This window comes from Gehongia tenuis, from assembly GCF_014384795.1.
Taxonomy (GTDB): domain Bacteria; phylum Bacillota; class Clostridia; order Christensenellales; family NSJ-53; genus Gehongia; species Gehongia tenuis.
Genome location: NZ_JACRSR010000004.1, coordinates 155,624 through 178,275 on the forward strand (window position 1 = coordinate 155,624; position 22,652 = coordinate 178,275).

The following is a 22,652-nucleotide window of genomic DNA, read 5'->3' on the forward strand; positions in this document are numbered from 1 at the left end:
AGTTGACATGAGAAAGAATAAGATTGGCAAACAACAAAATGAGTTTTCCATCCTGACGGTGGACGACGACGTCATCATGACCGAGACCCTGCAGGCTTACTTCCAGTCATCCGGATTCCGTGTGGAAACGGAGAACGACCCGGAACGGGCGGTGGAGCGGGTGCGGGAAGGCCGATATGATATCATGCTGCTGGACTTTTTGATGCGTCCCATCTGCGGCGATGAGGTGGTCTCGAGAATCCGTGAATTCAACGATGAGCTCTATATCATCCTGCTCACCGGTCACAAGAGTATGGCGCCGCCCATCAAGACGATCCGGGAGCTGGCCATCCAGGGCTACTATGAAAAGAGCGACCGTTTCGATCAGCTGGAGCTTTTGGTGGAGTCCTGCGTCAAATCCATACGCCAGATGCGCACCATCCGGCGCTACCAGGAGGGGCTGAGCCAGGTGGTGGCCTCCTCGGCCAAGGTTCATCAGTTGAAGCCGGTGAAGGAAATCCTGGATACGATTCTAATGGAGGCCAAAAAGATTTTCCCGAGGGGCAGGTTCTGGATCCGGCTGCAGCATGGGCCGGAGCTCATGCTGAGGGAAGCGGCGGATGAGGCGGCTTTCCCCGAGGAGCTTGCGGCTGAACTCGGGAGCGAGCTCCTATGCAAAAAGGGCTGGGTGCTGGTGCCCCTGCTGGATGAACAGCGGCAGCGCATCGGCATTCTGGCTGCGGATCTTGGCCTGGATCTTCCGGCGGAAGGCCTGCAGCTATTTGAAATCTATGGCCGGCAGGTGACTGCGGCGCTCAGCAACGTCCTTTTGCATGATGCGCTGAGCGATGCTTACGGCACCCTCAGGGATAGTTACCTTGAGGTGGTGCAGGCTATCCGGGCGATGGTGGACGCCAAAGACATCTACACCCGAGGCCATTCGGACCGTGTGAGTCACTATGCGGTGCTTATCGCCGAGGCAATGGGCAAGGATGAGGCGTTCCTGGAGCGGATCCGGCTGGCCGGGCTGTTTCATGACGTGGGCAAGATCGGCACCGCCGATCAGATTCTGCAAAAGGATACGCGGCTGACCCCCACCGAGTACGATGTGATCAAGGAGCATCCCGCCCGGGGCGCCGAAATTCTGTCCGCCATAAGCCGTTTTAAGCCCATTGCGCCCATCGTGGAAAGTCATCATGAGCGCTTTGACGGCAAGGGGTATCCAAACGGGCTCAAAGGGGAGGAGATCCCCGACGAGGCACGGATCATCAGCGTGGCCGATGCCTTTGACGCTATGACCTCCGACCGCAAATACCACGCCGGCCTCAAGCTGGACGAGGCCGTCGCGGAGCTCAAACGGGGCAGGGCCACCCAGTTCGACAGCCGGGTGGTGGATGTGTTTTTGGATATCCTGAAGAATTACGAGGCCATCCGCAAAGATATCGCCTGGACCTATCCCGAACTGCCAAAGGAGGAAGCATGAATACGATCCACAAGATTCCCCCGAAGCCGGTGCTGAATCACGAGCATTTCGGGGCATTTCTCTGCGATATCGCTGCAAGATACGCGAAGCGGCCGGCGGTGACCAGCTACACGCGCCGGGGGGAGGAACGGACCTTCAGCTACGAAGAGGTGGCGCACCACGCAATGGCCTTTGGCCAAAGCCTCATAGAAGCCGGATTCGGCGGCCAGCATGTGGCCATTGTGGGGGAAAACAGCTATGAATGGCTGATCGCTTATCTCGGCACCATTGCCAGCGGCTCGGTGGCTGTGTGCATCGACGTGGAGCAGTCCGATGAAACCATACAAAGCATGATTCGGGAGGCGGACGTCAGGCTCATGGTGGTCTCCTGCGACTTTGTGTCCATCTGTCAGCCTCTCTTGGACGAAGATGTGGACCGGATGGTGGTGGTGGACCGGGAAGGTGAGGAGGGTTTTGATGCCTTCGTTGCCCTGGGGGAGGCTGCCTATGAGGAAAGAGGGGGCTGGACCCGTCCGGAGCTGTCCGGTGAACAGACGGCGGTCATCGTCTACACCTCCGGCACCACCAGCACAGCCAAGCCGGTCATGCTCAGCCATCGTGCGCTCATGGCCAACGCGGCCGTTTCCATTGCCATCGCGCCGGTGGATAAGAAATCCTTCTGCTCTCTGCCCTTCTATCACACCTACGGGCTGACCTGCGCGGTCATCGGAAGCCTGATCGGCGGCTACAATATCTGCATCGGCAATCTAAAGACCATCCTGCGGGATATCCAGCGTTTTCAGCCAAGAACGCTGGTGGCGGTGCCCCTTATTGTGGAAACCCTTCACCGCATGATCTGGGCAGGAATTGAGAAATCGGTGAAGAAAAGTACCGTTCAGCGGCTTATCCGCATGGGCCGGGCGCTGGGAAGACCCTCGATGTTCATGCCTGCAAAGCTGATCGAGGGGATCCGCAGCTCCCCCATTGGCAGTCTGCGCATCATTGTGAGCGGTGGAGCCCATCTGGACAGCGTGATCGGGGAGGAGCTCGAAGCTTTCGGCATCCTGGTCATGCAGGGCTACGGAATCACCGAGTGCTCGCCGCTGGTCTCAGTTAACGACCCCTTTGACTATGATTTTGCCTCCGTGGGGTATGTTGTCCCAGGCTATGAAATAGATATTAGGGATGGAGAAATTTATGTCAAGGGCGTGTCCTTGATGAATGGCTATTACAAACGGCCGGAACTGACGCAGGCAGCTCTCTCGGACGGCTGGTTCGGCACCGGAGATTTGGGCTATGTGAATAAGAAAGGGCAGCTTTTTATCACCGGACGAAAGAAGAACCTGATCGTGATGAAAAATGGCAAGAAGATTTCTCCGGAGGAGATTGAAGGATATCTGAGTTCCATACCCATCGTCCAGGAAGTGATCGCCTACGGCGTTACTCAGGGCAGTTCCACGGACGATGTGAAACTGGCGGTGATGGTTTATCCCAATCCCAGGGAGGTGGAAGGCATGACCTCCTACGATATTCTTCAGACGCTGCAAAAGGAGGTTGACCGCATCAACGCCAAACTGCCCTCCTACAAACAGATCCAGATGATCCATATCCGAGAGAGCGAATTTGAGAAAACTTCCTCCCGCAAGATCAAGCGGCAAATGATTTAATCAAGGAGGCGGACCCATGTTGGAACTGATTCAAGACATTATCTATCAGGTGACGGGCAAAAGGAATGTCAATTATGAAACCGATTTCATTAAAGATCTGGAACTCAACTCCTTTGATATCATGAATATCGTATGCGCCTTTGAGGAGCGTTTTGACACCTCCATTCCCACACGGGACGTGTGGCAGATGCATCAGGTCAAGGACGTTATCGAATACATGGAAGAAAAGGGAATCGAGCCGTGAATCCTGCGGAATTATGGCTGTATATCTACCCCAAACAGACGGGCGGCGTGCGGCCATCCCCCCGCCTGACGGAGGGGGCGAAGGCTTTTGCCGCCCACTTGGGCCTGGAGCCGGATCTCAGTCTCGGCGAGTTTTCCCAGGGCCAAAAGCCCTGTTTCCCGCATGCGCCGCAAATCCAATTTTCCATTTCGCACAGCGGTGAATATTGGGTGCTGGGTTTCAGCACGGAACCTATCGGCGTGGATGTGCAGCAGCATCGCCCCTGTGATGCGGCCGCCATTGCCAAACGTTTCTTTCATCCCTTAGAGCAGGCCTATCTTGAAAGCACAGCCTATCTTGACTTCTTTGATCTTTGGACGGCGAAGGAGAGCTATGTGAAGTATACGGGCGAAGGCATTACCGATCGTTTTGCCCAGTTCTCCGTGGTGCGGGACTGTAAGATCCAAGGAAAAGATGTAATCCTTACCCATTTCCCCCTGGCGGCGGGCTACAGTCTGTGTGTATGCTCGTCCGGTCCTGTGAATTCCAAAATTTTTCTAAGAAAATAAAAAGCATTACATTTTTCTATTCCAATTCAAGATGGACTTTGGTATAATGATAGCGACCGTTGGACCTGCAACCTGAAAGGGGTGGCTTTGATGAACAAGGTTTATCTGCAGATGTTTTCACTCCACAATGAGACCCGTCCCATGCCGGAAATGCTGGAGCGCATTGCCGGGCTGGGCTACGCAGGCGTCGAGTTCGCCGGCTCCAATTACGGCGGCATGGACGAGGCCGGGATGAAGAACCTGCTCAAGGATTTGAAGCTTGAGCCGCTGGGAGCCCATGTGCGTGCGGATACCCTGCTTCGGGACCTGCCCTATGTGAAGGCGGTTGGCGGACGGTACATGATCATTGCCTCCCACAGGCTGACGAACCGGGAGGACTGCCTGAAACTGGCCGAAAGCCTCAATGAATGGGGCCGCATCTGCAAGGCGGAGGGCCTTAAAGCGGGCTACCACAACCATACGCCGGAGTTCCACCGGGACGGCGGAGACTATCTGCTGGATATTCTCATTCAAAATACGGATCCTGAAACGGTAATTTTTGAATTGGATGCCGGCTGGGCCGCGGCGGCGGGAGTGGATGTGGTGAATTATCTCAAAGAACATGCGGGCCGCATCGAGCTGCTCCATGTCAATGAGAGCGACCTGGAAATAGGGCCGGAAAAGCCTTTCCCCGCCAAGATGAATTTGGATGAGAATGGCAGGCCCATTTTTACGCCGGAGGAACTGGCCTTCCGAAAGGTTAAGGACGAGGCCGACTGCCCGCTGGGCAAGGGACTTCTCGATTGGAACGAGGTGATTCCCACCGGCAAAGCCATCGGCGTCAAAGAGTTTATTGTCGAGCGCCGGCACAGCTATCTGCCCGATACGTTCGATAGTTTAAAGGAAGATCTAGATTATCTTAAAGGAGGAAACTGGTAAATGCAAGTGAAGAAAGTGAAAGTCGGCGTGATCGGCTGCGGCACGATCTGCAGGCGCACCTACATGCCCAATCTGATGACCAAATTCAATATCATTGAAGTGGTGGGCGTGGCCGACCTCATTCCGGAGCGCTCGGCCGCCATGGCGGAGCAGTGGGGCGTCAAGCAGATGAGCAACGAGGAGATCTACAACGATCCGGAAATCGAAGTGGTCTGCAACCTCACCTATCCTGAATCCCACTTTGAGGTAACCCGGGACGCTTTGATGCACGGCAAGCATGTGTACTGTGAGAAGATGATGGCCTGTGATTTTGAGGAGGCCACCAAGCTGGTCAACCTGGCTGAGGAAAAGGGACTGATGTTCACCACCGCTCCCGATACCTTCCTGGGTGCCTGGATCCAGTCCGCCCGCAAGTACATTGACGACGGCTTCATTGGCACGCCCATCGCCATCCATGCTCAGCATAACTGCAGCTATCAGCCCAACACCGAGCAGTTTGACCTCGGTCCGGATACCTTCTTCTTCCCGCTTCATCGGGGCGGCGGCCTGCCCTTTGACTGGGGCGGCTATTATCTCCATGCCATGATCAATTTCCTGGGCACGATCAATCGTGTGGCCGGCTTCGGCGGCACCATCAACCCCGACCGGCCTTACACCCATCCGGCCCATCCCAAGTACAAGGAAAACTTCCATGTGGATACGCCCACCTCGTTGTTCGGCGCTCTGGAGTTTGCGAACGGCTGCCATGGCACCTTCCAGGTGACCTCCGATGCCACCATCTCCGACATCTTCGAGATCAACGGCACCGACGGAACCATCATCCTGGGCAATCCCAACTACTTTGGCGGTGAGATGTACCTGCGCCGCGCCGGCATTGAGGAACCGCTGGACGTGGCCAACTATGTACCCCCGGAACCGGGTTCCAAGCCTGCCCAGCTGGGTGAACGCGCCAAGATCGGCACCATGAAGCTTCCCCTGCTTCACGGCTACTACGATTCCAGCCGCGGTGTGGGCCTTGCGGACATGGCTTATGCCCTTCGCAACAACCGCCGGCCCCGCGCCCACTACGACATCGGCTATCATGCCATCGAGGTCATCCATGGCATCATCACCTCCGGCGAGACCGGTCAGGTCTACAACATGACCACTCGCTGCGAGCGGCCGAAGCCCATTCGTCCCTCCGCATTGGCCGGCCGCGGCCAGGAGATTACCCTGGACGACTAACAGCCATAAAAAAAGCGTAGGACCAGCGGTCCTACGCTTTTTATTACTTAAAGCTTGTCAATCTTGCGAATGGCGCGATACAGGACATCGGCGCCCTTGGCCAGGTTCTCATAGTCGGTCCATTCCTGGCGGCAGTGGGTATAGCCGTCCCTGCTGGGCACGAACAGCATGGCAATGTTCCAGATCTTGGCGAAGATCATGGCGTCGTGGCCGGCGCCGGAATCCATGCGCATATGGCTGTAACCCAGTTCCTCCGCCGAATCCTCCAGCATCTTGGAAAGAACGGGATTGTTGTCCGTGGGCGGGGCCGCGGAATGCAGGGCAATATCAAAGCGCACCCGATAGGCCTTTTCGATCAGCCTTACCTGCTCCCGCATCAGGGCCTCCAGAGCATCGAGATGCTCCAGCTTTCCGGAACGGAAGTCAATGGAGAACTGGGAGCGGCTGGGAATGGCGTTGATATCGTTGGGATAAAGCTGCATCCTTCCCGAGGTTACCGTCGCTTTGCCGGCATAGTCCCGAGCGACGGTATCGGCAATGTTTGTGATCAGCTTATAGGCGGCAAGAGCCGTGTCCTTGCGGATATCCATGGGCGTGGAAGGATGGGAAGTGGCGCCGTGGCAGGTCAGAATAAACCAGCGGGAACCGTAAATGGTTTCCACAATGCCAAGATCGGTGCCCGTTTGATCCAGCTTCAGACCCTGCTCCATATGCAGCTCCAGAAAAGCCTTGGCATCCTCGGGGCGGCGCCGGGTTTCCTCAAGATTCCCGGATAGACCGTATTCCCGGATGGCATCTCCCAGCTTGACCCCATCCATATCGAAGGTGTTTTCCATCGTCTCCTCCGTGTGTTCGCCAATGGCGAACCGGCTGCCGCCGAGACTGGGAAAGCGGGCGCCCTCCTCCATAATGGTGGCCATCACCTGAAAAGTGCTGTTCAAAGGTTCGCCGCTCTCCTTCAGCATCCGGGCCGCCTCCAGCGCACAGATGATGCCCGCCTGGCCGTCAAAATAACCGGAGCAGTGCACCGTATCGAGATGGGAGCCGGAAATGATCTTGGGAGCATCGGGGTTTTGGCCCGTGAGATCGCCATAAAGGTTGCCCACCCCGTCCTCATGGGGAACGAGACCGAAAGCACGCATCTGCTCCTTCAGATACTCCACCCCTTTTCGATAGGCAGGTGTATAGCTGAGTCGGGTGGTGCCTTCGCCGGAACCGGCGGAGATGTCCCGCAGGGTTTCCAAATCCTTTTGAATACGTTTCGCGTTGGCCATGAACAAGCTCCTTTCGTGCACGACAATATAAAAAATAAATTGACATTATCGTTTATATTTTGTATTATAACAACATGGACCGAGAATGTCAATGGGAAAGAGCCACATGGGAGGTTGGGAAATGGATCAACGCATCTATGATAATTACGTTCAAATTCTTCATAGCGAACTTGTGCCGGCATTGGGATGTACGGAACCCATTGCTATCGCCTATGCGGCGGCTAAAGCGGCGGAGGTTCTGGGCGCGAGGCCGGAGCATCTGACCGCCCATTGCAGCGGCAATGTGATCAAGAATGTGCAGGGTGTGGTGGTGCCCAACTCGGGAGGCCTGAAGGGAATCGAGGCGGCGGCCATTCTGGGCGCTCTGGGCGGGGACGCCGGAAGGGAGCTGGAGGCCTTGCAGGATGTGAGGCCGGAAGCCGTTGCTGAAACATCAAAGCTTTTGGGAACGGGCTACTGCACCTGCAAACTGGCGGAGGGCGTAGCCAATCTATATATCCTGGTCCAGGCAGAGTGCGGCGCCCAAAAGGCGGCGGTGGAGATCGTGAACCGTCATACCCACATTTCCCGCATCTGGAAAAACGATGGGATCATTTTTCAGGATGAATCGTTCCGGGCGGCATCCCCGGGAGCGGACAAGGATCTGCTGAATCTGCGGGATATTCTCAGTTTTGCTGATGAGGTGGATCTAGCAGATGTTCGGGCGGTTTTAGACGATCAAATTGCAATGAACATGGCCATTTCCCGGGAAGGGCTGGATCACAGCTATGGCGCATGTGTGGGACAAACCCTGCTTAGCGCTTACGGTGATGACGTGAAGGTGAGGGCCTGTGCCATGGCGGCGGCAGGGTCCGATGCTCGGATGAGCGGCTGTCCTTTACCGGTGGTGATCAATTCGGGAAGCGGCAACCAAGGCATGGCCGCATCGCTGCCGGTGATCGAGTATGCCAAGGAATTGAAGGTGGACGGGGACAAATTGTACCGGGCGCTGGTGGTGAGCAATTTGGTGGCCCTCCATCAAAAGCGGTATATTGGAAGCCTTTCCGCATACTGCGGAGCGGTGTGCGCGGCCTGCGGCAGCGGCGCCGCCATCACCTACCTTTACGGTGGGGACTATGAACAGATTTCCAAGACCATTATTAACACCATCGCCAATGTGGGCGGCATTGTCTGCGACGGTGCCAAGCCCTCCTGTGCGGCGAAGATTGCTTCCGCCGTGGACGCCGCCATTTTGGCCCATCATATGAGTGCCCATGAAAAGTTTTTTAAGTCCGGAGAAGGGCTTGTGCAGGAGGATGTGGAAAAGACGATAGAGAACCTGGGCTATGTCGGCCGGGTGGGCATGAAGTCCACCGACGAGGAAATTTTAAAAATCATGCTGGGCGAGGAGCCCGACGGAGAAAAGGAATGAGAGCATGACAGCGGGCAAGGGAAAGCCGATACAATCGGTTCAGCGGGCATTGGATATCGTGGACTCAATCGGCGGTTCGCGGGAGGGGCTCACCCTGCGGGAAATCAGCGGACGGCTGGATCTCAATGAGAACACCGTACGGGGCTTGGCACAGACACTGGTGTCCTGCGGCTATCTGATGCGCAATGAGGAAACGGGCCGGTATCATCTGGGCCTCTCCTTTTTGGTGAATGGGCGGCAGGTTTACGATGAGTATGTTCGATTCATGCGCACCGCGGCCTATCCCCATATGGTGCGCATCGCCGAGGAGTTTGATCTGTCCGTCTGGCTTCAGGCGTGCCTTTTCGATCGCATCTATACGGTGGATATCGCTGAGGCGCCGGATAAGCATTACACCTACACGCCTCGGCCGGGCTCCAACGTTCCGCATCATGCGACGGTTTCCGGTAAGCTCCATATCGCTTATCTTCCCGAACGGGAGCGGGACACGCTCCTGCAAAGCATGGATTATCCAAAGCTTACGGATCACACCATCACCGATCCCGGGCTTTTTGCCAGGGAGATCCAAAAGACCCGGGAGCGGGGCTATTCCCTGGTTCGAGAGGAAACGGATATTGGCATGAGCGGGGTGGGGGTCCCCCTTCTTGAAGGGGAGCATTTTACGGGTACGCTCAGCATCGTGGCGCCTACGCCGCTTTTGATCCCGCTGCTGGGCGGTGTGATTCCAAAACTCCAGCAGGCCGCCGATCAGATCGTTCGGGCCATGCAGTCATAGCAGATGAAAGCCGCTTCCGGAGGGGGCGGCCTTTTTATTGCCTCCGGTATTGGGAAAATACTACATTTGTTGTTTCCAGATTAATAATCTTTGGAATCAACAAAAATACGCTTGGAATTATAAAGTACATGGTCTATAATGGAAATAGGTAATAACTTGGGAGGATATTTCATGGCGCAAAAAGATCGGATTGAACTCATTGAAAGAACACTCCTGCAGGATCGGTCCGTTTCGGTCTCCGAGCTCAGCGGCCGTTTTGGGGTCACCGAGGAGACGATCCGCAGGGATTTGGAGAAACTGGAGAAGCGGGGAATAGCTACCCGCACCTATGGCGGCGCGGTGCTCAATCCGGACTATCTCAATCAAAACTCCATCCATTTCAATCAAAGGGCCCAGATTAACTTGAAAGAAAAGCGGATTATCGCGGAGAAGGCCGTCCAGCTTATGGCGAAAGAAACGACTATCGGATTTGACTCCAGCTCCACGGCCATGGAGATCGTGCGGCATATGGGGGACGGCGCGGGCAAGACGCTGGTGACCAATTCGGTGGAGGTGCTGCTGGAAACCTCCCAAAGCAGCATCAATGTGCTGTCCACCGGCGGATTTCTCAACCGAAAATCCATGTCCCTTTACGGCGTAGCGGCGCAGAACACCATCCAGCATTATCATATGGATATAGCTTTTCTGGGTTGCAAGGCCCTGTCCATGACGTCCGGTATTTTTGACTCCAATGAATATGAGGCTCTGATCAAAAACGCCATGGTGGCGCAGAGTCAAAAGGTGGTGCTGGTGGCGGACCACACCAAGTTTGACCGCATATCCTTCGTACGGCTGATGGGTTTCGAGAAGGTCCATGCCCTTATCACCGATGAGCAGCCCTCCCAGGAGTGGTGCGCTTTTCTGGCGGACCGCCATATTGAACTGATCTGTTGAACCTCACTCCCCGGAATGGGGCTATTTTTTATTCGATAATCTTTGTTTCGGACATTTTTTCTTTGATTATGAAGCTATTTTTGTTGACAATACAATATCAAATGAGTATTCTGGAAGAGGACTACGAAACATCATGAAGGAGATGATTGCTTGAAGGCGCTGACGCGATTTGGCAAGGAGTTCGGAGGCTATCGGTTTATGGATGTGCCTGAACCCACCTGCGGGGACGAGGACATCATTGTCGAGATCAAGGCGGCCGCCATTTGCGGCGCGGACATGAAGCATTTTCGTGTGGAGAACGGATCGGACGAATTCAACTCCATTCGCGGCCATGAGTTTGCCGGCGAAATTGTGGAAGTGGGCAAAAAGGTGAAGGATTGGCATGTGGGTCAGCGGGTGGTTTCGGACAATTCCGGCCACGTATGCGGCGTGTGCCCCTCCTGTGACGCGGGGGACTTTCTCACCTGCCGGGAGAAGGTGAATTTGGGCCTTGACAACAATACCTGGGGCGGTGGATTCACCAAATACTGCAAGATCCCGGGCGAAATTCTGCGCATTCATAAGCACGCCATCTGGGAGGTTCCAGAGAACCTCTCCTATGAGGAGGTGTGCGTCATGGACCCCATCAGCAACGCCTACAAGGCTGTGGCCCAGCGTTCGTCGCTGCTGCCCGGTCAGGACGTGGTGGTCTTCGGCACAGGCCCTCTTGGACTGTTCTCCCTGCAGATTGCAAAGCTCATGGGCGCCGTCAATATTGTGATGGTGGGTCTGGAGGAGGATACCAAGGTCCGTTTCGGCGTGGCCAAGCAGCTGGGCGCCACCCACGTGGTCAACGGCTCCCGGGAGGACGTGGTGGCCACCTGCCAAAAGATCTGCGGCAAGGATAACCTGGGGCTGGTGGTGGAATGCTCTGGCGCCAATATCGCTCTCAAGCAGGCCATTGAAATGCTTCGGCCCAACGGCGAAGTGGTCCGTGTGGGCATGGGCTTCAAGCCCCTGGAATATTCCATCAATGATATCAGCACCAATGCCATCTCCATCATCGGACATATGGCTTACGACTCCACTTCCTGGCGCAACGCTCTGCGCCTATTGGCGGCGGGCAAAATTCAGGTTAAGCCCATGATCACCCACCGCATCGGCCTCTCCCACTGGGAGGAGGGCTTCGAGGCCATGGCCAACAAATCGGCCATCAAGGTTATCATGCATTACGATTGTGATTGAACGGGGGCAGCAGCAATGAAGAATACACAAGTGACTCTGGTCGTTCCCGGCACCACCAAGATTGAGGAGGTGCCCGTGCCCAAGCCCGGCAGGGGCGAGGTGCTGATTCAGGTGGACACCGTGGGTATCTGCGGTTCGGACGTGCACAGCTTTGAATCGGGACCCTTCATTCCGCCCAAAGATCCGAATCAGAAAATAGGTCTTGGCCACGAATGCGCCGGCACGGTGGTGTCCGTGGGCGAAGAGGTGGAGGACTTTAAGGCCGGCGACCGGGTGTGCATCGAGCCCGGCGTACCCTGCGGCGAATGCCGGTTCTGCCATGAGGGACGCTACAACCTTTGTCTCAAGATGGATTTCATGGCTACGCAGCCCAATTACCGGGGCGCGCTGACCAACTATCTGGTTCATCCCGCCAGCATGACCTATCATCTGCCCGATACCATGAGCTTTCTGGAGGGCGCACTGGTGGAGCCCGCTTCCGTGGGCATGCACGCCGCCATGGAGGCCCAGGTGGGTCCGGGCAAAAAGGTGGTCATTCTCGGCGCGGGCTGCATTGGACTGATGACCTTGCAGGCGGCCAGGCTCATGGGCGCCGATGACATCGTGGTGGTGGATATGATGGAGAAACGTCTGGAGATGGCCAGACGCCTGGGCGCCACGGCCACGGTGGACGCTTCCAGGGAGGACACCGTCTCCGCCTGCAAAGCCATTCTGGGTGAGCTGGGTGCGGATGTCGTCTTTGAAACTGCAGGCAGCCGTGTCACGGCGGCCCAGGCGCCCAGCCTGGTCATGCGGGGCGGCAAAATTATGATCGTGGGTACCATTCCCGGCGAAACCCCCATCGATTTTCTGAAGATCAACCGCGAGGTGAGCATTCAGACCGTTTTTCGTTACGCCAACCGCTATCCCATGACCATCCGGGCCATTGCGGAGAAGCGTTTGGATGTGGCGTCCATGGTCACCCACATTTTCCCTTATGGGGAGAGCCAGCGTGCTTTCGAGGAGTCGGTGAAGAATAAGGCCGATATCATCAAGGGCGCTATCGAAATCAAAGGTTAGAGAGGAGATTCTCAATGTTTGCCAATATGAAATTCTGGGAAACCGATGCCCAGGCGAAGGGCTATGCTGTGCCGCACTTCAACGTATGGAATATGGAGATGCTGCAGGGAGCCTTGGATGCCGCCACGGAGCTTCATAGCCCCGTGATTATCTCCATGGGCACCGGCTTCTTGCAAAATACGGTCTTTGAAAATTATGCTCCCGCCATGGTGAAAGCAGGCATGGAAGCGCCGGTACCGGTGATTCTGCACTGGGATCACGGCCGCAGCTTTGATATTGTGAAGCATGCTTATGCCATGGGCATGAATTCGGTGATGATTGATAAGTCCGCCGAGGATTTTGAAACCAATATCCGGCTGACCAAGGAAGTGGTGGACCATTTCCATCCCATGGGCGTACCGGTAGAGGCAGAATTGGGCCATGTGGGCAATGAAACCGTGTACGAGGAAGCGCTGGCCAACTACAAATACACCGATCCCGATCAGGCCGCGGAGTTTGTGGAGCGCACGGGCTGCGATTCCCTGGCGGTGGCCATCGGCAATCAGCACGGTGTTTACACGTCGCCGCCCAAGCTGAACTTTGACGTGGTGCGGAAGGTGCGCCGAGCCGTATCGGTGCCGCTGGTTCTTCATGGGGCTTCGGGAATCAGTGACGAGGATATCAAAACGGCGATTTCCCTCGGCATCGCCAAGATCAATATTCATACTGAACTGTGCGAAGCCGCCATGCAGGCTGTGGCGGCGAACCCCGGCACCACCTTCCTGGATTTGGAGCAGAAGGTGCGGGCGGCCATCAAGCAGCGGGCCATGGAAAAGATTTTGCTGTTTGGCAGCGATGGAAAGGCGGATCGGTAATGGCCCAAAACTGGGATGTCATTTGCGTGGGGGCGGCCCTGGTGGACGTTCCCCTCAAACCGGTGGACAAAAGCATCTTCGATCATGAGTCCTATCCGCTGGATAACATCGCCATGACCATCGGCGGCGATGCCATCAATGAGGCGACCATTCTGTCCCGGCTGGGCGCCAAAGTGGCGCTGAATGCTCTGGTAGGTAACGATCCTGCAGGGTGGTACATCCGAAGCTTCTGTGAGAAAAACGGGGTGGACACCAAGGGCCTGACGGTGGATGAAGCGGTGAACACCTCCATCAATATCGGCCTGGTGGCCGCCGATGGCGAAAGAACCTTTGTCACAAACCGCAATGGAAGCCTGTGGAAGATGGAGCTCCAGCATGTGAACATGGAGCTTATTGCGCAAGCCAGGGTTCTGTCTTTGGCCAGCTTCTTCAACAATCCCAGACTGGACGGCAAAGCGCTGGTGGAGGTTTTCCGAAGGGCCAAGGATGCAGGCCTTATCATCTGTGCGGATATGATCTTCCCTCGACTGGGTGAAACTCTGGAGGATGTGCGGGAAGCGCTATCCTATGTGGATTATTTTTTTGCGAACCGCGATGAGGCGGCGCTTTTGGCGCAAAAGGAAAGCCTGCAGGAGATTGCGGATGTCTTTTTAGTCGCGGGCGTTCGAAACATCATCATCAAGGTGGGCAAGGATGGCTGCTATATTCAAAATGCTGAGCAGGCTTATTCTATCCCAGCTTTTAAGGGCGCAAAAATGGCGGACACCATCGGCGCCGGGGACAATTTCGCCGCCGGTTTTATCCGGGCGATTTTGGATGGCCGTTCCGTAAAGGAATGCGGCGAATACGCCAACGCCGTGGCCTCTCTGTCCGTGGAGGGTGTGGGCGCCACGTCCGGCGTGAGAAGCCGGGAACAGGTGAAGGAGCGTTACGAGGCGTACAGGATGCAAGGAGGGGATAGATGATGAAGCAAATCAAGTTGGGTAAGACCGACCGATCCATTTCCCGTCTGGGCTTGGGTACCTGGGCCATTGGGGGCGGGCCTGCCTGGGGCGGGGATAAGGATCTCGATGAATGCATCAGCACCATCCGGGCGTGTCCGGAGCTGGGCATCAATCTGGTGGATACGGCGCCGGGCTATAACTTTGGCCAAAGCGAGGAGATCGTGGGCAAAGCCCTTTCTGGGATGAACCGCGAAGAGATGGTGCTCATCACCAAGTGCGGTATCGTGTGGACGCGGCTGGGCAGCCTGTTCAACAAGGTGGGCGACCGTCAGCTCTATAAAAATTTGACCCGGGAATCCATCTTCGAGGAGATCCAAATGTCCCTTGAACGTCTGGGCACCGATTACATTGATGTGTACATGGTGCATTGGCCTTCGGTGGAACCCTTCAATACGCCCATCAAGGAGACTATGGACGCACTGAACGATCTCAAAAGACAAGGCCTCATCCGAGCCATCGGTGCGGCGAACCTCTCTCCTGCTCAAGTGGAGGAGTATTCAAATTATGGGGAACTGGATATCGTCCAAGGAAAATACAGCGTACTGGACCGGGCGGTGGAGGAAGAACTCATCCCCGTGCTGAAAAAGCATGGCATCACCCTACAGGCCTATTCCCCTTTGGAACAGGGACTTTTAAGCGGCGCTCTGGGCCGCGACTACGAGCCCCAGGGTGCACAGTGCAATAAGAAATGGTTCCAGCGGGAGAATATGCTGAAGGCCATGGATATGATGGATGCCTGGACGCCGCTTACCCAAAAATACAACTGCACCATTCCCGCCCTGGCTCTTGCCTGGGTGATGGCCCAGGGCGACTTCATTACCGTGCTGTCCGGCGCCATCACCGTGGATCAGCTTAAAGAGAATATCAATGCAGCCAACATTGAGCTGTCCCATGAGGATGCTGAGATCATGCGCAAGATGGCCCAGGATATTGACAACTAGATCCTTGTAGATCCTTATAAAAGTGCGAGGGCTCCTGTACATCAGGAGCCTTTGCTGTTGCCGAAAAAATTGATGCTGTGAAATGCCGGCCTTACCGATGCTTCTTTCATTTCCTTAAAAAAGGAGATATAATTATACAATGGTTGAGCGGCGCGGCTGGTTTGCGTCTGGCCCCGCGAAGCATGAATTAACGGAGGGACCGGAGGAGCCCTTCCATTCAGCAAAGAAGCCGCGCACTTAAAAGGAGGATTGAATTTCATGTATTTTGAAAAGGCCGGCAGCATGAATACGGAAAAGACCTTGGAGCTGGCGTGTCAAGCTGCCAAAGACAAGAACATTCATCACATTGTAGTGGCGTCGACGACGGGGCAGACAGCCTTGCGCTTCACGGGAATGGACGAGAATATCGTCTGCGTTACACTTGTTAATGGATTTAAGAACAAGGGTGAAAATATGATGCCTTCGGAACAGCGTGTGCGGCTGAAGGAAATGGGCATCAAGGTGCTTACCGCGTCCCATGCGCTGAGCGGCGTTGAGGGCGGCATAAGCAGAAAATTCAGCGGGATTTATCCCGCCGAAATGATTGCGAATACGCTGTACATGTTTGGTCAGGGAGTTAAGGTCTGCGTTGAGATTGCCATAATGGCTCTGGATGCGGGATTGATACCCTATGGAGAAAAAATAGTTGCGATTGCCGGAACGGGTCATGGCGCTGATACGGCTATGATTCTAACTCCTGCCCACGCGGCGGATATCTTCAGCTTTAAAATAAATGAAATCATCTGCAAACCGTCTTTGTAGGTAACTGCGGACATGCAGTTTAACGGATGCGAGCTTCGGCGCACAGCGTAATGGGGCCATTCGGCCTGAAACGAATAAAAACGCGCAGACTCATTGCCTGCGCGTTTTGGCGGAGAAAGAGGGATTTGAACCCTCGCGCCGGTAAACCCGACCTACACCCTTAGCAGGGGCGCCCCTTCAGCCAAACTTGGGTATTTCTCCACGTTTGCCCTACAAGTATTTCCTATTATCATGGAAGATGCTGGCGGAGAGAGAGGGATTCGAACCCTCGGTGCTTTGCAGCATCACTGGTTTTCAAGACCAGCTCCATAAACCTCTCGGACATCTCTCCATAAAGGCTTAATTAGTATAACAAAAACCCATCGGACTGTCAACGGTCCTAGAACAAGCATTCCCCGGATAAAATCATTTTATTTTGCATGAATATGGCTATACTAAGGGCAAATATCCGTGAAAGGAAGGGATGGTTGTGGCCCAAGTAACTTGCAGCGTGTGTCAGGCGCAGTTTGATTCCAGGTCCATGCAAGTGTGTCCCGAATGCCATGCTTATATCTGCAATGAATGCGCCAAAACTTATGGCGGTTATTGCGAAAACTGCTACGAAGACGAGGATCATTTCTACTGGCGGCAGTAAAAAAAGCGGCGTCCAAAGGACGCCGCTTTTTCTTCGTTATTTTTTGTTGGCCTTGGCCCAGCTGTCCCGAAGCCCCACGATCCGGTTGAACACCAGATTGCCGGCTGTGAAAAGATGACGGTCCGCCACGAAATACCCCTGACGCAGGAACTGGAAGGACTGCTCGGGCTGGGCTTTGGCCAAGGAGGCCTCCACCTTTGCCTGGACGATCGAAACGGAGTCGGGATTGAGCCGCTCCATATAATCCTTGCTTTCGTCCTCGTCCAGGAGATAGTCGTACAGACGAACGGTGGCATCAAGGGCGGTTGACGCGTCCACCCAGTGCAGGGTGCCCTTTACCTTGCGCTCGCTGCCCGGTTCGCCACTCTTGCTGGTGGGATCATAGGTGCAGCGCAGCTCCACGATGCGGCCATTGGCGTCCTTGAGCACTTCCTCGCATTTGATGATATAGGCGCCCTTCAGGCGAACCTCGCCGCCGGGGCGGAGCCGGAAAAACTTTTTCGGTGGATCCTCCATGAAATCCTCGGCTTCGATGTAGAGCTCCCGGGAGAAGGCGACCTCCCGCGTGCCCATTTCCGGGGCCTCCGGATTGTTTTCCACCGGCAGAAGCTCATGCTTATCCTCGGGATAGTTGGTCAAAACCACCTTGACGGGATGGAGTACGGCCATCACCCGCGGCGCCTTGCCGGACAGATCTTCCCGGATGCAGTGCTCGAGAAGGGCGATATCCACTACGCTGTTGGCCTTGGCAACGCCGGCCTTTTCACACAGCATGCGGATGGATTCGGGCGTATAGCCCCTGCGGCGCAAGCCGACCAGGGTGGGCATGCGGGGATCGTCCCAGCCCTCCACCACGCCTTCATCGACCAGGCGTTTCAGGAAGCGTTTGCTCATGATGGTGCGGGTGAGGTTGAGCCGGGCAAATTCGATCTGCTGCGGCGGAATTTCGATCTCGCACTCCCGGATGACCCAGTCATAGAGGGGCCGGTGATTCTCAAATTCCAAAGAGCAGCACGAATGGGTGATTCCTTCAACCGCATCCTCCAGAGGATGGGCGAAGTCGTAAAGAGGATAGACGCACCACTTATCCCCGGCATTGTGATGGGTGGCGTGAACGATGCGGTAGATGAGAGGGTCCCGCATGTTCATGTTGGGGGAGGCCATGTCGATCTTGGCCCGGAGCACCCGGGCTCCGTCGGGAAATTCCCCGTTTTTCATGCGTTCAAACAGGCCCAGATTCTCTTCCACGCTCCGATCCCGATAGGGACTATTCTTGCCCGGTTCGGTCAGGGTGCCCCGGTACTCCCGAATTTCATCGGCGGAAAGATCGCACACATAGGCCTTGCCCTTGCGGATGAGCAGCTGGGCATAGGCGTACAGCTTATCAAAATAATCGGATGCGAAATAAAGATGGTCCCAGGGACATCCCAGCCACAGGATATCCGCCTTTTCGGCTTCGACGTATTCCGTGTCCTCCTTGACAGGGTTGGTATCGTCAAAACGCAGATTGAATTCGCCGCCGTATTTCTTGGCCAGGCCATGATTGAGCAAAATCGCCTTGGCATGGCCGATGTGGAGGTATCCATTGGGCTCCGGAGGAAAACGGGTGTGCACCTTGCCGCCCTTTCTCCCCTCCCGGAGATCCTCCTCCACGATTTCTTCAATAAAATTGAGCTTTTTATCCAACGCTGTTCCTCCCCTGATACTTTTTACCATGGTATCATTTTTCCGCATTTTTGCAAAGTTAATCGGGCCGGATCACATCCACGCCCATGTAGGGACGAAGGGCTTCGGGCACGGCGATGGTGCCGTCGGCCTGCTGATAGTTCTCCAGAATGGCGGCCACGGTGCGGCCGGCGGCAAGGCCCGATCCGTTGAGGGTATGGACCAGTTCGGGCTTCGCCTTGGGCGCACTGCGGAAGCGAATCTGGGCCCTGCGGGCCTGATAGTCTTCGAAGTTGCTGCAGGAGGAAATCTCCACGTAGCGGTTGTAGCTGGGCATCCAGACCTCAAGATCGTAAGTTTTGGCCGACGAAAAGGTCAGGTCTCCCGTGCACAGCACCACCACCCGATAGGGCAGGCCCAAAAGCTGGAGCATGCGCTCCGCGTCGCCCACCAGCTCTTCCAGCTGGTCATAGGATTCCTCGGGCTTGCAGAAGCGGACCATCTCTACCTTATTAAACTGGTGCTGACGAATATAGCCGCGGGTATCCCGTCCGGCGCTGCCGGCCTCCGAACGGAAACAGGCGCTGTAGGCACAGTGCTTGATGGGCAGCCGGTCCCCCTCCAATATTTCCTCCCGGTACATGTTGGTCACAGGCACCTCGGCGGTGGGAATAAGGAAATACTCGCTGTTCATCACTTTGAAAGCATCCTCCTCAAATTTGGGGAGCTGGCCCGTGCCCTGCATACTGCGGCGGTGCACCATGAAGGGCGGGAATACCTCCGTGTAACCATGGCTGGTGTGTTCATTGAGAAAGAAGTTGACCACCGAGCGCTCCAGCCGGGCGCCCATGCCTTTGAGGAAGGTGAAGCGGGTGCCCGACACCTTGGCGCCCCGCTGGAAATCCATGATATCCAGCGCCTCCGCCAGATCCCAATGGGGCTTGGGCTCAAAATCAAAGGTCGTGGGTTCGCCCCAGCGGCGCACCTCCACATTGTCCGCATCGGATGCACCCTCGGGTACGCTGGGATGGGGAATGTTGGGGGTGGAGAGCAAAAACAGTTCCATCTGTCCTTCCACATCCCGCACCTCATTGTCCAGGGCTTTGATGGCCTCACCCAGCTTCCTGGAAGCTTCCAGCTGTTCGGTGGCATCCTCATGGTTGCGCTTCAGCTGGGCAACCTGGGAGGAGAGCTGATTGCGCTGCCCCTTGAGCTGCTCAACCTGGCCGATCAGCGCACGGCGCCGCTCGTCCAGTTCCAGCAATGTATCGACATGGATGGAGGAATGACGCTTTGCCAAAGCCTCCTCCAATTCTTTAGGATTCTCTCGAATACGCTTGATGTCCAACATAGTTTTCTGCTCCTCTCCAATCATTGGCTAATAAAAAAAGTCGTCCCACAAAATTGGGACGGCTTAAACCGCGGTACCACCCAGCTTGACCCAACAGGTCCAACTCTACACGATAACGGATGAACCGGCGATGGTCTTCCCACCGCAGCCTTCGGGACGGAATTTCACGGGCCCTGTCGATGGCTTGCACCGGCCGCCAACTCTCTTGAGACGAGCTTCGCCATACTTTCCCTGCATTGCTTTGGTTCTATTGTAACCCGTTTTTCGCCATTGTCAAAAGAAATTTTCCGGAAAAGCCGGAAAAAGAATAAAACCGCAAAGCGGGGCCATAATTTATGCCAAAAGGAGGCGAGGGAATGCGGGATATTCGAATCACCGGCCACGAGCTGATGACCCTGAAGGAGGCGGACTACAAGTCCATGCTTTCGGTGGCATGCCTGATGGAGCTGCTGGTGGAAAAAGGGATCCTATCGGAGGATGAAATTGCGGCGAAAGCCAGAGAAATCAGTACTTTTGCCTTTAGTTCCTAGAAAAATCGGGGGAGGAGCCGCTTCAAATTGACAAAAGCTTTCCTTTGGCGCTATAATCAACAAAACTCTTAATAAATGCGAAGGGAAAGGTATCATCATGAAAAGATGGAATGTTGGCATTGTAGGCGCTACCGGCATGGTCGGTCAGCGCTTCGTGACCCTGTTGGCGGATCACCCCTGGTTTGAACTGACGTCCTTGGCGGCCAGCGCCCGCTCGGCCGGCAAGACTTACACTGAGGCTGTGGGCACCCGCTGGGCCATGACGACCCCCATTCCGGAGAAGATCGCTTCCATGGTGGTCCTGAACGCTTCTGAGATCGACCGCGTGTGCGAGAACGTGGATTTTGTTTTCTGCGCCGTGGATATGAAAAAGGAAGAGATCCGTGCCTTGGAGGAAGCTTATGCACGCCATGAGGTTCCGGTGGTTTCCAACAACTCGGCCCACCGTCATACCCCCGACGTGCCCATGCTCATGCCAGAGCTGAACGATGAACACATGCGGGTCATTGAAGCCCAGCGGAAGCGCCTTGGCACCAAGAAGGGATTCATCGCGGTCAAGCCCAACTGCTCGATTCAGTCCTATGTGCCCGCCCTTCATCCCTTGATGAAGTTTGGTATTGAGAAGATCGCGGTTTCCACTTATCAGGCCATTTCCGGTGCCGGCAAGACCTTTGAGACCATGCCGGAGATCGTGGATAATGTGATTCCTTTCATCGGCGGCGAGGAGGAAAAGAGCGAACAGGAGCCCCTCAAGATCTGGGGTACTCTGGAGGGAGACCGAATCGTTCCGGCCTTATCGCCGGTCATTTCCGCCCATTGTGTACGGGTGCCGGTGAGCGACGGCCATTTGGCCACCGTCAATGTGAAGTTTACCCGAAAGCCCACCCGGGAGGAAATGCTGGAGGCTTGGGCCAGCTATGAGGGCCTTCCTCAGAAGCTGAACCTGCCTCACGCCCCGAAGCCCTTCATGAAATACATGGAGGAGGACAATCGGCCCCAGACCGGCCTTGACCGCGATTTTGAAGGCGGTATGGGCATCACCATTGGCCGGCTGCGGGAGGATAATCTCTTTGATTATAAGTTTGTCTGTCTTTCCCACAACACTTTGAGGGGAGCGGCCGGCGGCGCGGTGCTTACCGCGGAGATGCTGGCAGCCAAGGGATGGATGGATTAGGCTGAAAAATGTAAGCGGAGCAGAAATGCTCCGCTTTTTTACGTAAGCGGGGAAAAAGATTGTCAAAAAATCCGCGAATATGGAAACCAATAAATCCATAATATGAATTAATTATTAAAAATATATTACGAAATCATTTATAAAATGTGGTTTTTATGTTTCGATTTGGGGAGAAAATCCCTTGTCCTCGGACGGATCGGGGACAGGCCCCCTTAAATTGTTAAAGTCCCATGAACAAACGCGATGGGTATGCATCCAAAAAAGTGAAATATTATCGCGGCTCCCGCGTACTATGATTATGAAGGTCGTCCACGAAAGGGTGCTGTTTGTTCAGAAAATGTACGCGGTATAGGGTAACAATATTATGTAAACCATATTGATTTTGACGTTCCTATATGCTATGATATGAATAAATATGTTCCCTATCTGTCAAATTACGATCTGTTTCAGGTCTTTTTTTGATGCTTGAGATGTGTTTTTCCGCATGAAATGGCCTTATGAGTCATTTTCATATATTAGAGAAGGAGGGGTACATGAATGAAAGGACGCTTCAGGCGACGCTTGTGTCCGGCCTTTGGGGCGGGCATAATGCTAGCGGCCAGCCGCGCACCCAATACCATAGAAATGCGGTAGCGGGGCCTAAGGCTGAAAGGTGTAGGACGTTCAACCTGGCGGGATGCCAAGGACGGACAAGACCGTAGGAGAAGCGGTCAAGCGCACTGGGATTTCCCAAATGGTGAGGAGGGAGATCCAAATTAGGCAAGGGCCTTGGTCCGTGAGGTTTCGCGGACTTCAGCTAGACGGGCTGCCAATGGTTGGCTTCAACGATTGAACGCCGTCTGAAACGTTACACAGGTTGCCGGAGAGCAACAGGAAGAGTTTTTGAACGGAGGGCAAAACATGGGACATTATTTTAGGTACCTGGGACAAAAAACCATCTGGTATCTGATAACGTTGGTCATCGCAGTGGCATTGAACTT

At 55.1% G+C, this 22,652-nt stretch carries 22 protein-coding genes and 2 tRNA genes; 18 read left to right on the forward strand and 6 right to left on the reverse strand.

Annotated features, from left to right (window positions below; genetic code table 11):
* Positions 1–7: 7 nt before the first annotated feature.
* The 6 genes from H8696_RS09760 to H8696_RS09785 all read left to right on the forward strand — a co-directional run bounded on the left by H8696_RS09760 (position 8) and on the right by H8696_RS09785 (position 6,042).
* The gene (locus H8696_RS09760) at positions 8–1,462 is read left to right on the forward strand and encodes an HD domain-containing response regulator (protein WP_249317242.1); all 1,455 of its coding nucleotides are present in this window, start codon (positions 8–10) and stop codon (positions 1,460–1,462) included.
* Positions 1,459–3,108 (forward strand): AMP-binding protein, encoded by a 1,650-nt coding sequence (locus H8696_RS09765; protein WP_249317243.1) that lies wholly within the window; start codon positions 1,459–1,461, stop codon positions 3,106–3,108. Before H8696_RS09760 ends, H8696_RS09765 begins: the two co-directional genes overlap by 4 nt.
* Before the next feature lie 16 nt (positions 3,109–3,124).
* A complete protein-coding gene (locus H8696_RS09770; RefSeq protein ID WP_249317244.1) occupies positions 3,125–3,352 on the forward strand; it encodes an acyl carrier protein in 228 nt (75 codons plus the stop codon).
* Positions 3,349–3,900, forward strand: coding sequence for a 4'-phosphopantetheinyl transferase family protein (locus H8696_RS09775; RefSeq protein WP_249317245.1), 552 nt, complete (start codon positions 3,349–3,351; stop codon positions 3,898–3,900). The genes H8696_RS09770 and H8696_RS09775 overlap by 4 nt, the downstream gene beginning before the upstream one ends.
* Positions 3,901–3,990: 90 nt before the next feature.
* The gene (locus tag H8696_RS09780) at positions 3,991–4,818 is read left to right on the forward strand and encodes a sugar phosphate isomerase/epimerase family protein (protein WP_249317246.1); all 828 of its coding nucleotides are present in this window, start codon (positions 3,991–3,993) and stop codon (positions 4,816–4,818) included.
* Positions 4,819–6,042: a Gfo/Idh/MocA family protein gene (locus H8696_RS09785; RefSeq protein ID WP_249317247.1), complete on the forward strand. Its 1,224-nt coding sequence runs from the start codon at positions 4,819–4,821 to the stop codon at positions 6,040–6,042.
* A gap of 47 nt (positions 6,043–6,089) precedes the next feature.
* Here H8696_RS09785 and H8696_RS09790 read toward each other — a convergent pair whose 3' ends face one another.
* Positions 6,090–7,316, reverse strand: a complete 1,227-nt coding sequence (locus tag H8696_RS09790; protein ID WP_249317248.1) for a M20 family metallo-hydrolase — start codon at positions 7,314–7,316, stop codon at positions 6,090–6,092.
* Positions 7,317–7,437: 121 nt separating this feature from the next.
* On the opposite strand from H8696_RS09790, the gene H8696_RS09795 reads away from it, so the two are divergent.
* The 9 genes from H8696_RS09795 to H8696_RS09835 all read left to right on the forward strand — a co-directional run bounded on the left by H8696_RS09795 (position 7,438) and on the right by H8696_RS09835 (position 16,318).
* A complete protein-coding gene (locus tag H8696_RS09795) occupies positions 7,438–8,727 on the forward strand; it encodes an L-cysteine desulfidase family protein (RefSeq protein WP_249317249.1) in 1,290 nt (429 codons plus the stop codon).
* 4 nt (positions 8,728–8,731) lie between these two features.
* On the forward strand, positions 8,732–9,502 hold the full coding sequence (locus H8696_RS09800) for an IclR family transcriptional regulator (protein WP_249317250.1): 771 nt from the start codon (positions 8,732–8,734) through the stop codon (positions 9,500–9,502).
* 171 nt (positions 9,503–9,673) lie between these two features.
* Positions 9,674–10,435 (forward strand): DeoR/GlpR family DNA-binding transcription regulator, encoded by a 762-nt coding sequence (locus H8696_RS09805; RefSeq protein WP_249317251.1) that lies wholly within the window; start codon positions 9,674–9,676, stop codon positions 10,433–10,435.
* Positions 10,436–10,585: 150 nt separating this feature from the next.
* Positions 10,586–11,659 (forward strand): zinc-binding dehydrogenase, encoded by a 1,074-nt coding sequence (locus tag H8696_RS09810; RefSeq protein ID WP_249317252.1) that lies wholly within the window; start codon positions 10,586–10,588, stop codon positions 11,657–11,659.
* Between the two features lie 15 nt (positions 11,660–11,674).
* Positions 11,675–12,718, forward strand: coding sequence for an NAD(P)-dependent alcohol dehydrogenase (locus tag H8696_RS09815; RefSeq protein ID WP_249317253.1), 1,044 nt, complete (start codon positions 11,675–11,677; stop codon positions 12,716–12,718).
* Between the two features lie 14 nt (positions 12,719–12,732).
* Positions 12,733–13,572, forward strand: coding sequence for a class II fructose-bisphosphate aldolase (locus H8696_RS09820; RefSeq protein WP_249317254.1), 840 nt, complete (start codon positions 12,733–12,735; stop codon positions 13,570–13,572).
* Positions 13,572–14,537, forward strand: coding sequence for a carbohydrate kinase family protein (locus tag H8696_RS09825; protein WP_249317255.1), 966 nt, complete (start codon positions 13,572–13,574; stop codon positions 14,535–14,537). Before H8696_RS09820 ends, H8696_RS09825 begins: the two co-directional genes overlap by 1 nt.
* The gene (gene ydjG, locus H8696_RS09830; RefSeq protein WP_249317267.1) at positions 14,537–15,517 is read left to right on the forward strand and encodes an NADH-dependent methylglyoxal reductase; all 981 of its coding nucleotides are present in this window, start codon (positions 14,537–14,539) and stop codon (positions 15,515–15,517) included. Before H8696_RS09825 ends, ydjG begins: the two co-directional genes overlap by 1 nt.
* A 258-nt stretch (positions 15,518–15,775) precedes the next feature.
* Positions 15,776–16,318 (forward strand): pyruvate kinase alpha/beta domain-containing protein, encoded by a 543-nt coding sequence (locus H8696_RS09835; protein WP_249317256.1) that lies wholly within the window; start codon positions 15,776–15,778, stop codon positions 16,316–16,318.
* 107 nt (positions 16,319–16,425) lie between these two features.
* Here the strand turns inward: H8696_RS09835 and H8696_RS09840 are convergent.
* Together H8696_RS09840 and H8696_RS09845 are read right to left on the reverse strand one after the other, a co-directional pair.
* Positions 16,426–16,519, reverse strand: a tRNA-Ser gene (locus H8696_RS09840).
* A 41-nt stretch (positions 16,520–16,560) separates the two neighbouring features.
* Positions 16,561–16,649: transfer RNA gene (locus tag H8696_RS09845), tRNA-Ser, on the reverse strand.
* A 138-nt stretch (positions 16,650–16,787) separates the two neighbouring features.
* On the opposite strand from H8696_RS09845, the gene H8696_RS09850 reads away from it, so the two are divergent.
* Positions 16,788–16,952 carry a hypothetical protein gene (locus H8696_RS09850; protein WP_249317257.1) on the forward strand — a complete coding sequence of 55 codons (165 nt, stop codon included), beginning with the start codon at positions 16,788–16,790 and terminating at the stop codon, positions 16,950–16,952.
* A gap of 36 nt (positions 16,953–16,988) precedes the next feature.
* Here the strand turns inward: H8696_RS09850 and H8696_RS09855 are convergent, their stop codons facing one another.
* Both H8696_RS09855 and serS read right to left on the reverse strand, forming a co-directional pair.
* Positions 16,989–18,668 (reverse strand): glutamine--tRNA ligase/YqeY domain fusion protein, encoded by a 1,680-nt coding sequence (locus H8696_RS09855; RefSeq protein ID WP_407926380.1) that lies wholly within the window; start codon positions 18,666–18,668, stop codon positions 16,989–16,991.
* Positions 18,669–18,696: 28 nt separating this feature from the next.
* A complete protein-coding gene (gene serS, locus H8696_RS09860) occupies positions 18,697–19,968 on the reverse strand; it encodes a serine--tRNA ligase (protein WP_249317259.1) in 1,272 nt (423 codons plus the stop codon).
* Between the two features lie 356 nt (positions 19,969–20,324).
* On the opposite strand from serS, the gene H8696_RS09865 reads away from it, so the two are divergent.
* Positions 20,325–20,498, forward strand: coding sequence for a hypothetical protein (locus H8696_RS09865; protein ID WP_249317260.1), 174 nt, complete (start codon positions 20,325–20,327; stop codon positions 20,496–20,498).
* 97 nt (positions 20,499–20,595) lie between these two features.
* Positions 20,596–21,672 carry an aspartate-semialdehyde dehydrogenase gene (asd, locus tag H8696_RS09870; protein ID WP_249317261.1) on the forward strand — a complete coding sequence of 359 codons (1,077 nt, stop codon included), beginning with the start codon at positions 20,596–20,598 and terminating at the stop codon, positions 21,670–21,672.
* A gap of 792 nt (positions 21,673–22,464) precedes the next feature.
* Here asd and H8696_RS09875 read toward each other — a convergent pair.
* Positions 22,465–22,652 (reverse strand): hypothetical protein (locus tag H8696_RS09875; RefSeq protein ID WP_249317262.1); only part of this gene is annotated, 188 nt, incomplete at its 5' end.

Excerpts from the sequence above, each read along its gene's own strand:
- H8696_RS09760 (WP_249317242.1), top strand. The coding sequence starts at position 8 with ATGAGAAAGAATAAGATTGGCAAACAACAAAATGAGTTTTCCATCCTG.
- H8696_RS09765 (WP_249317243.1), top strand. The coding sequence starts at position 1,459 with ATGAATACGATCCACAAGATTCCCCCGAAGCCGGTGCTGAATCACGAG.
- H8696_RS09770 (WP_249317244.1), top strand. The coding sequence starts at position 3,125 with ATGTTGGAACTGATTCAAGACATTATCTATCAGGTGACGGGCAAAAGG.
- H8696_RS09780 (WP_249317246.1), top strand. The coding sequence starts at position 3,991 with ATGAACAAGGTTTATCTGCAGATGTTTTCACTCCACAATGAGACCCGT.
- H8696_RS09785 (WP_249317247.1), top strand. The coding sequence starts at position 4,819 with ATGCAAGTGAAGAAAGTGAAAGTCGGCGTGATCGGCTGCGGCACGATC.
- H8696_RS09790 (WP_249317248.1), bottom strand. The coding sequence starts at position 7,316 with ATGGCCAACGCGAAACGTATTCAAAAGGATTTGGAAACCCTGCGGGAC.
- H8696_RS09795 (WP_249317249.1), top strand. The coding sequence starts at position 7,438 with ATGGATCAACGCATCTATGATAATTACGTTCAAATTCTTCATAGCGAA.
- H8696_RS09800 (WP_249317250.1), top strand. The coding sequence starts at position 8,732 with ATGACAGCGGGCAAGGGAAAGCCGATACAATCGGTTCAGCGGGCATTG.
- H8696_RS09805 (WP_249317251.1), top strand. The coding sequence starts at position 9,674 with ATGGCGCAAAAAGATCGGATTGAACTCATTGAAAGAACACTCCTGCAG.
- H8696_RS09815 (WP_249317253.1), top strand. The coding sequence starts at position 11,675 with ATGAAGAATACACAAGTGACTCTGGTCGTTCCCGGCACCACCAAGATT.
- H8696_RS09820 (WP_249317254.1), top strand. The coding sequence starts at position 12,733 with ATGTTTGCCAATATGAAATTCTGGGAAACCGATGCCCAGGCGAAGGGC.
- H8696_RS09825 (WP_249317255.1), top strand. The coding sequence starts at position 13,572 with ATGGCCCAAAACTGGGATGTCATTTGCGTGGGGGCGGCCCTGGTGGAC.
- ydjG (WP_249317267.1), top strand. The coding sequence starts at position 14,537 with ATGAAGCAAATCAAGTTGGGTAAGACCGACCGATCCATTTCCCGTCTG.
- H8696_RS09835 (WP_249317256.1), top strand. The coding sequence starts at position 15,776 with ATGTATTTTGAAAAGGCCGGCAGCATGAATACGGAAAAGACCTTGGAG.
- H8696_RS09855 (WP_407926380.1), bottom strand. The coding sequence starts at position 18,668 with ATGGTAAAAAGTATCAGGGGAGGAACAGCGTTGGATAAAAAGCTCAAT.
- serS (WP_249317259.1), bottom strand. The coding sequence starts at position 19,968 with ATGTTGGACATCAAGCGTATTCGAGAGAATCCTAAAGAATTGGAGGAG.
- H8696_RS09865 (WP_249317260.1), top strand. The coding sequence starts at position 20,325 with ATGCGGGATATTCGAATCACCGGCCACGAGCTGATGACCCTGAAGGAG.
- asd (WP_249317261.1), top strand. The coding sequence starts at position 20,596 with ATGAAAAGATGGAATGTTGGCATTGTAGGCGCTACCGGCATGGTCGGT.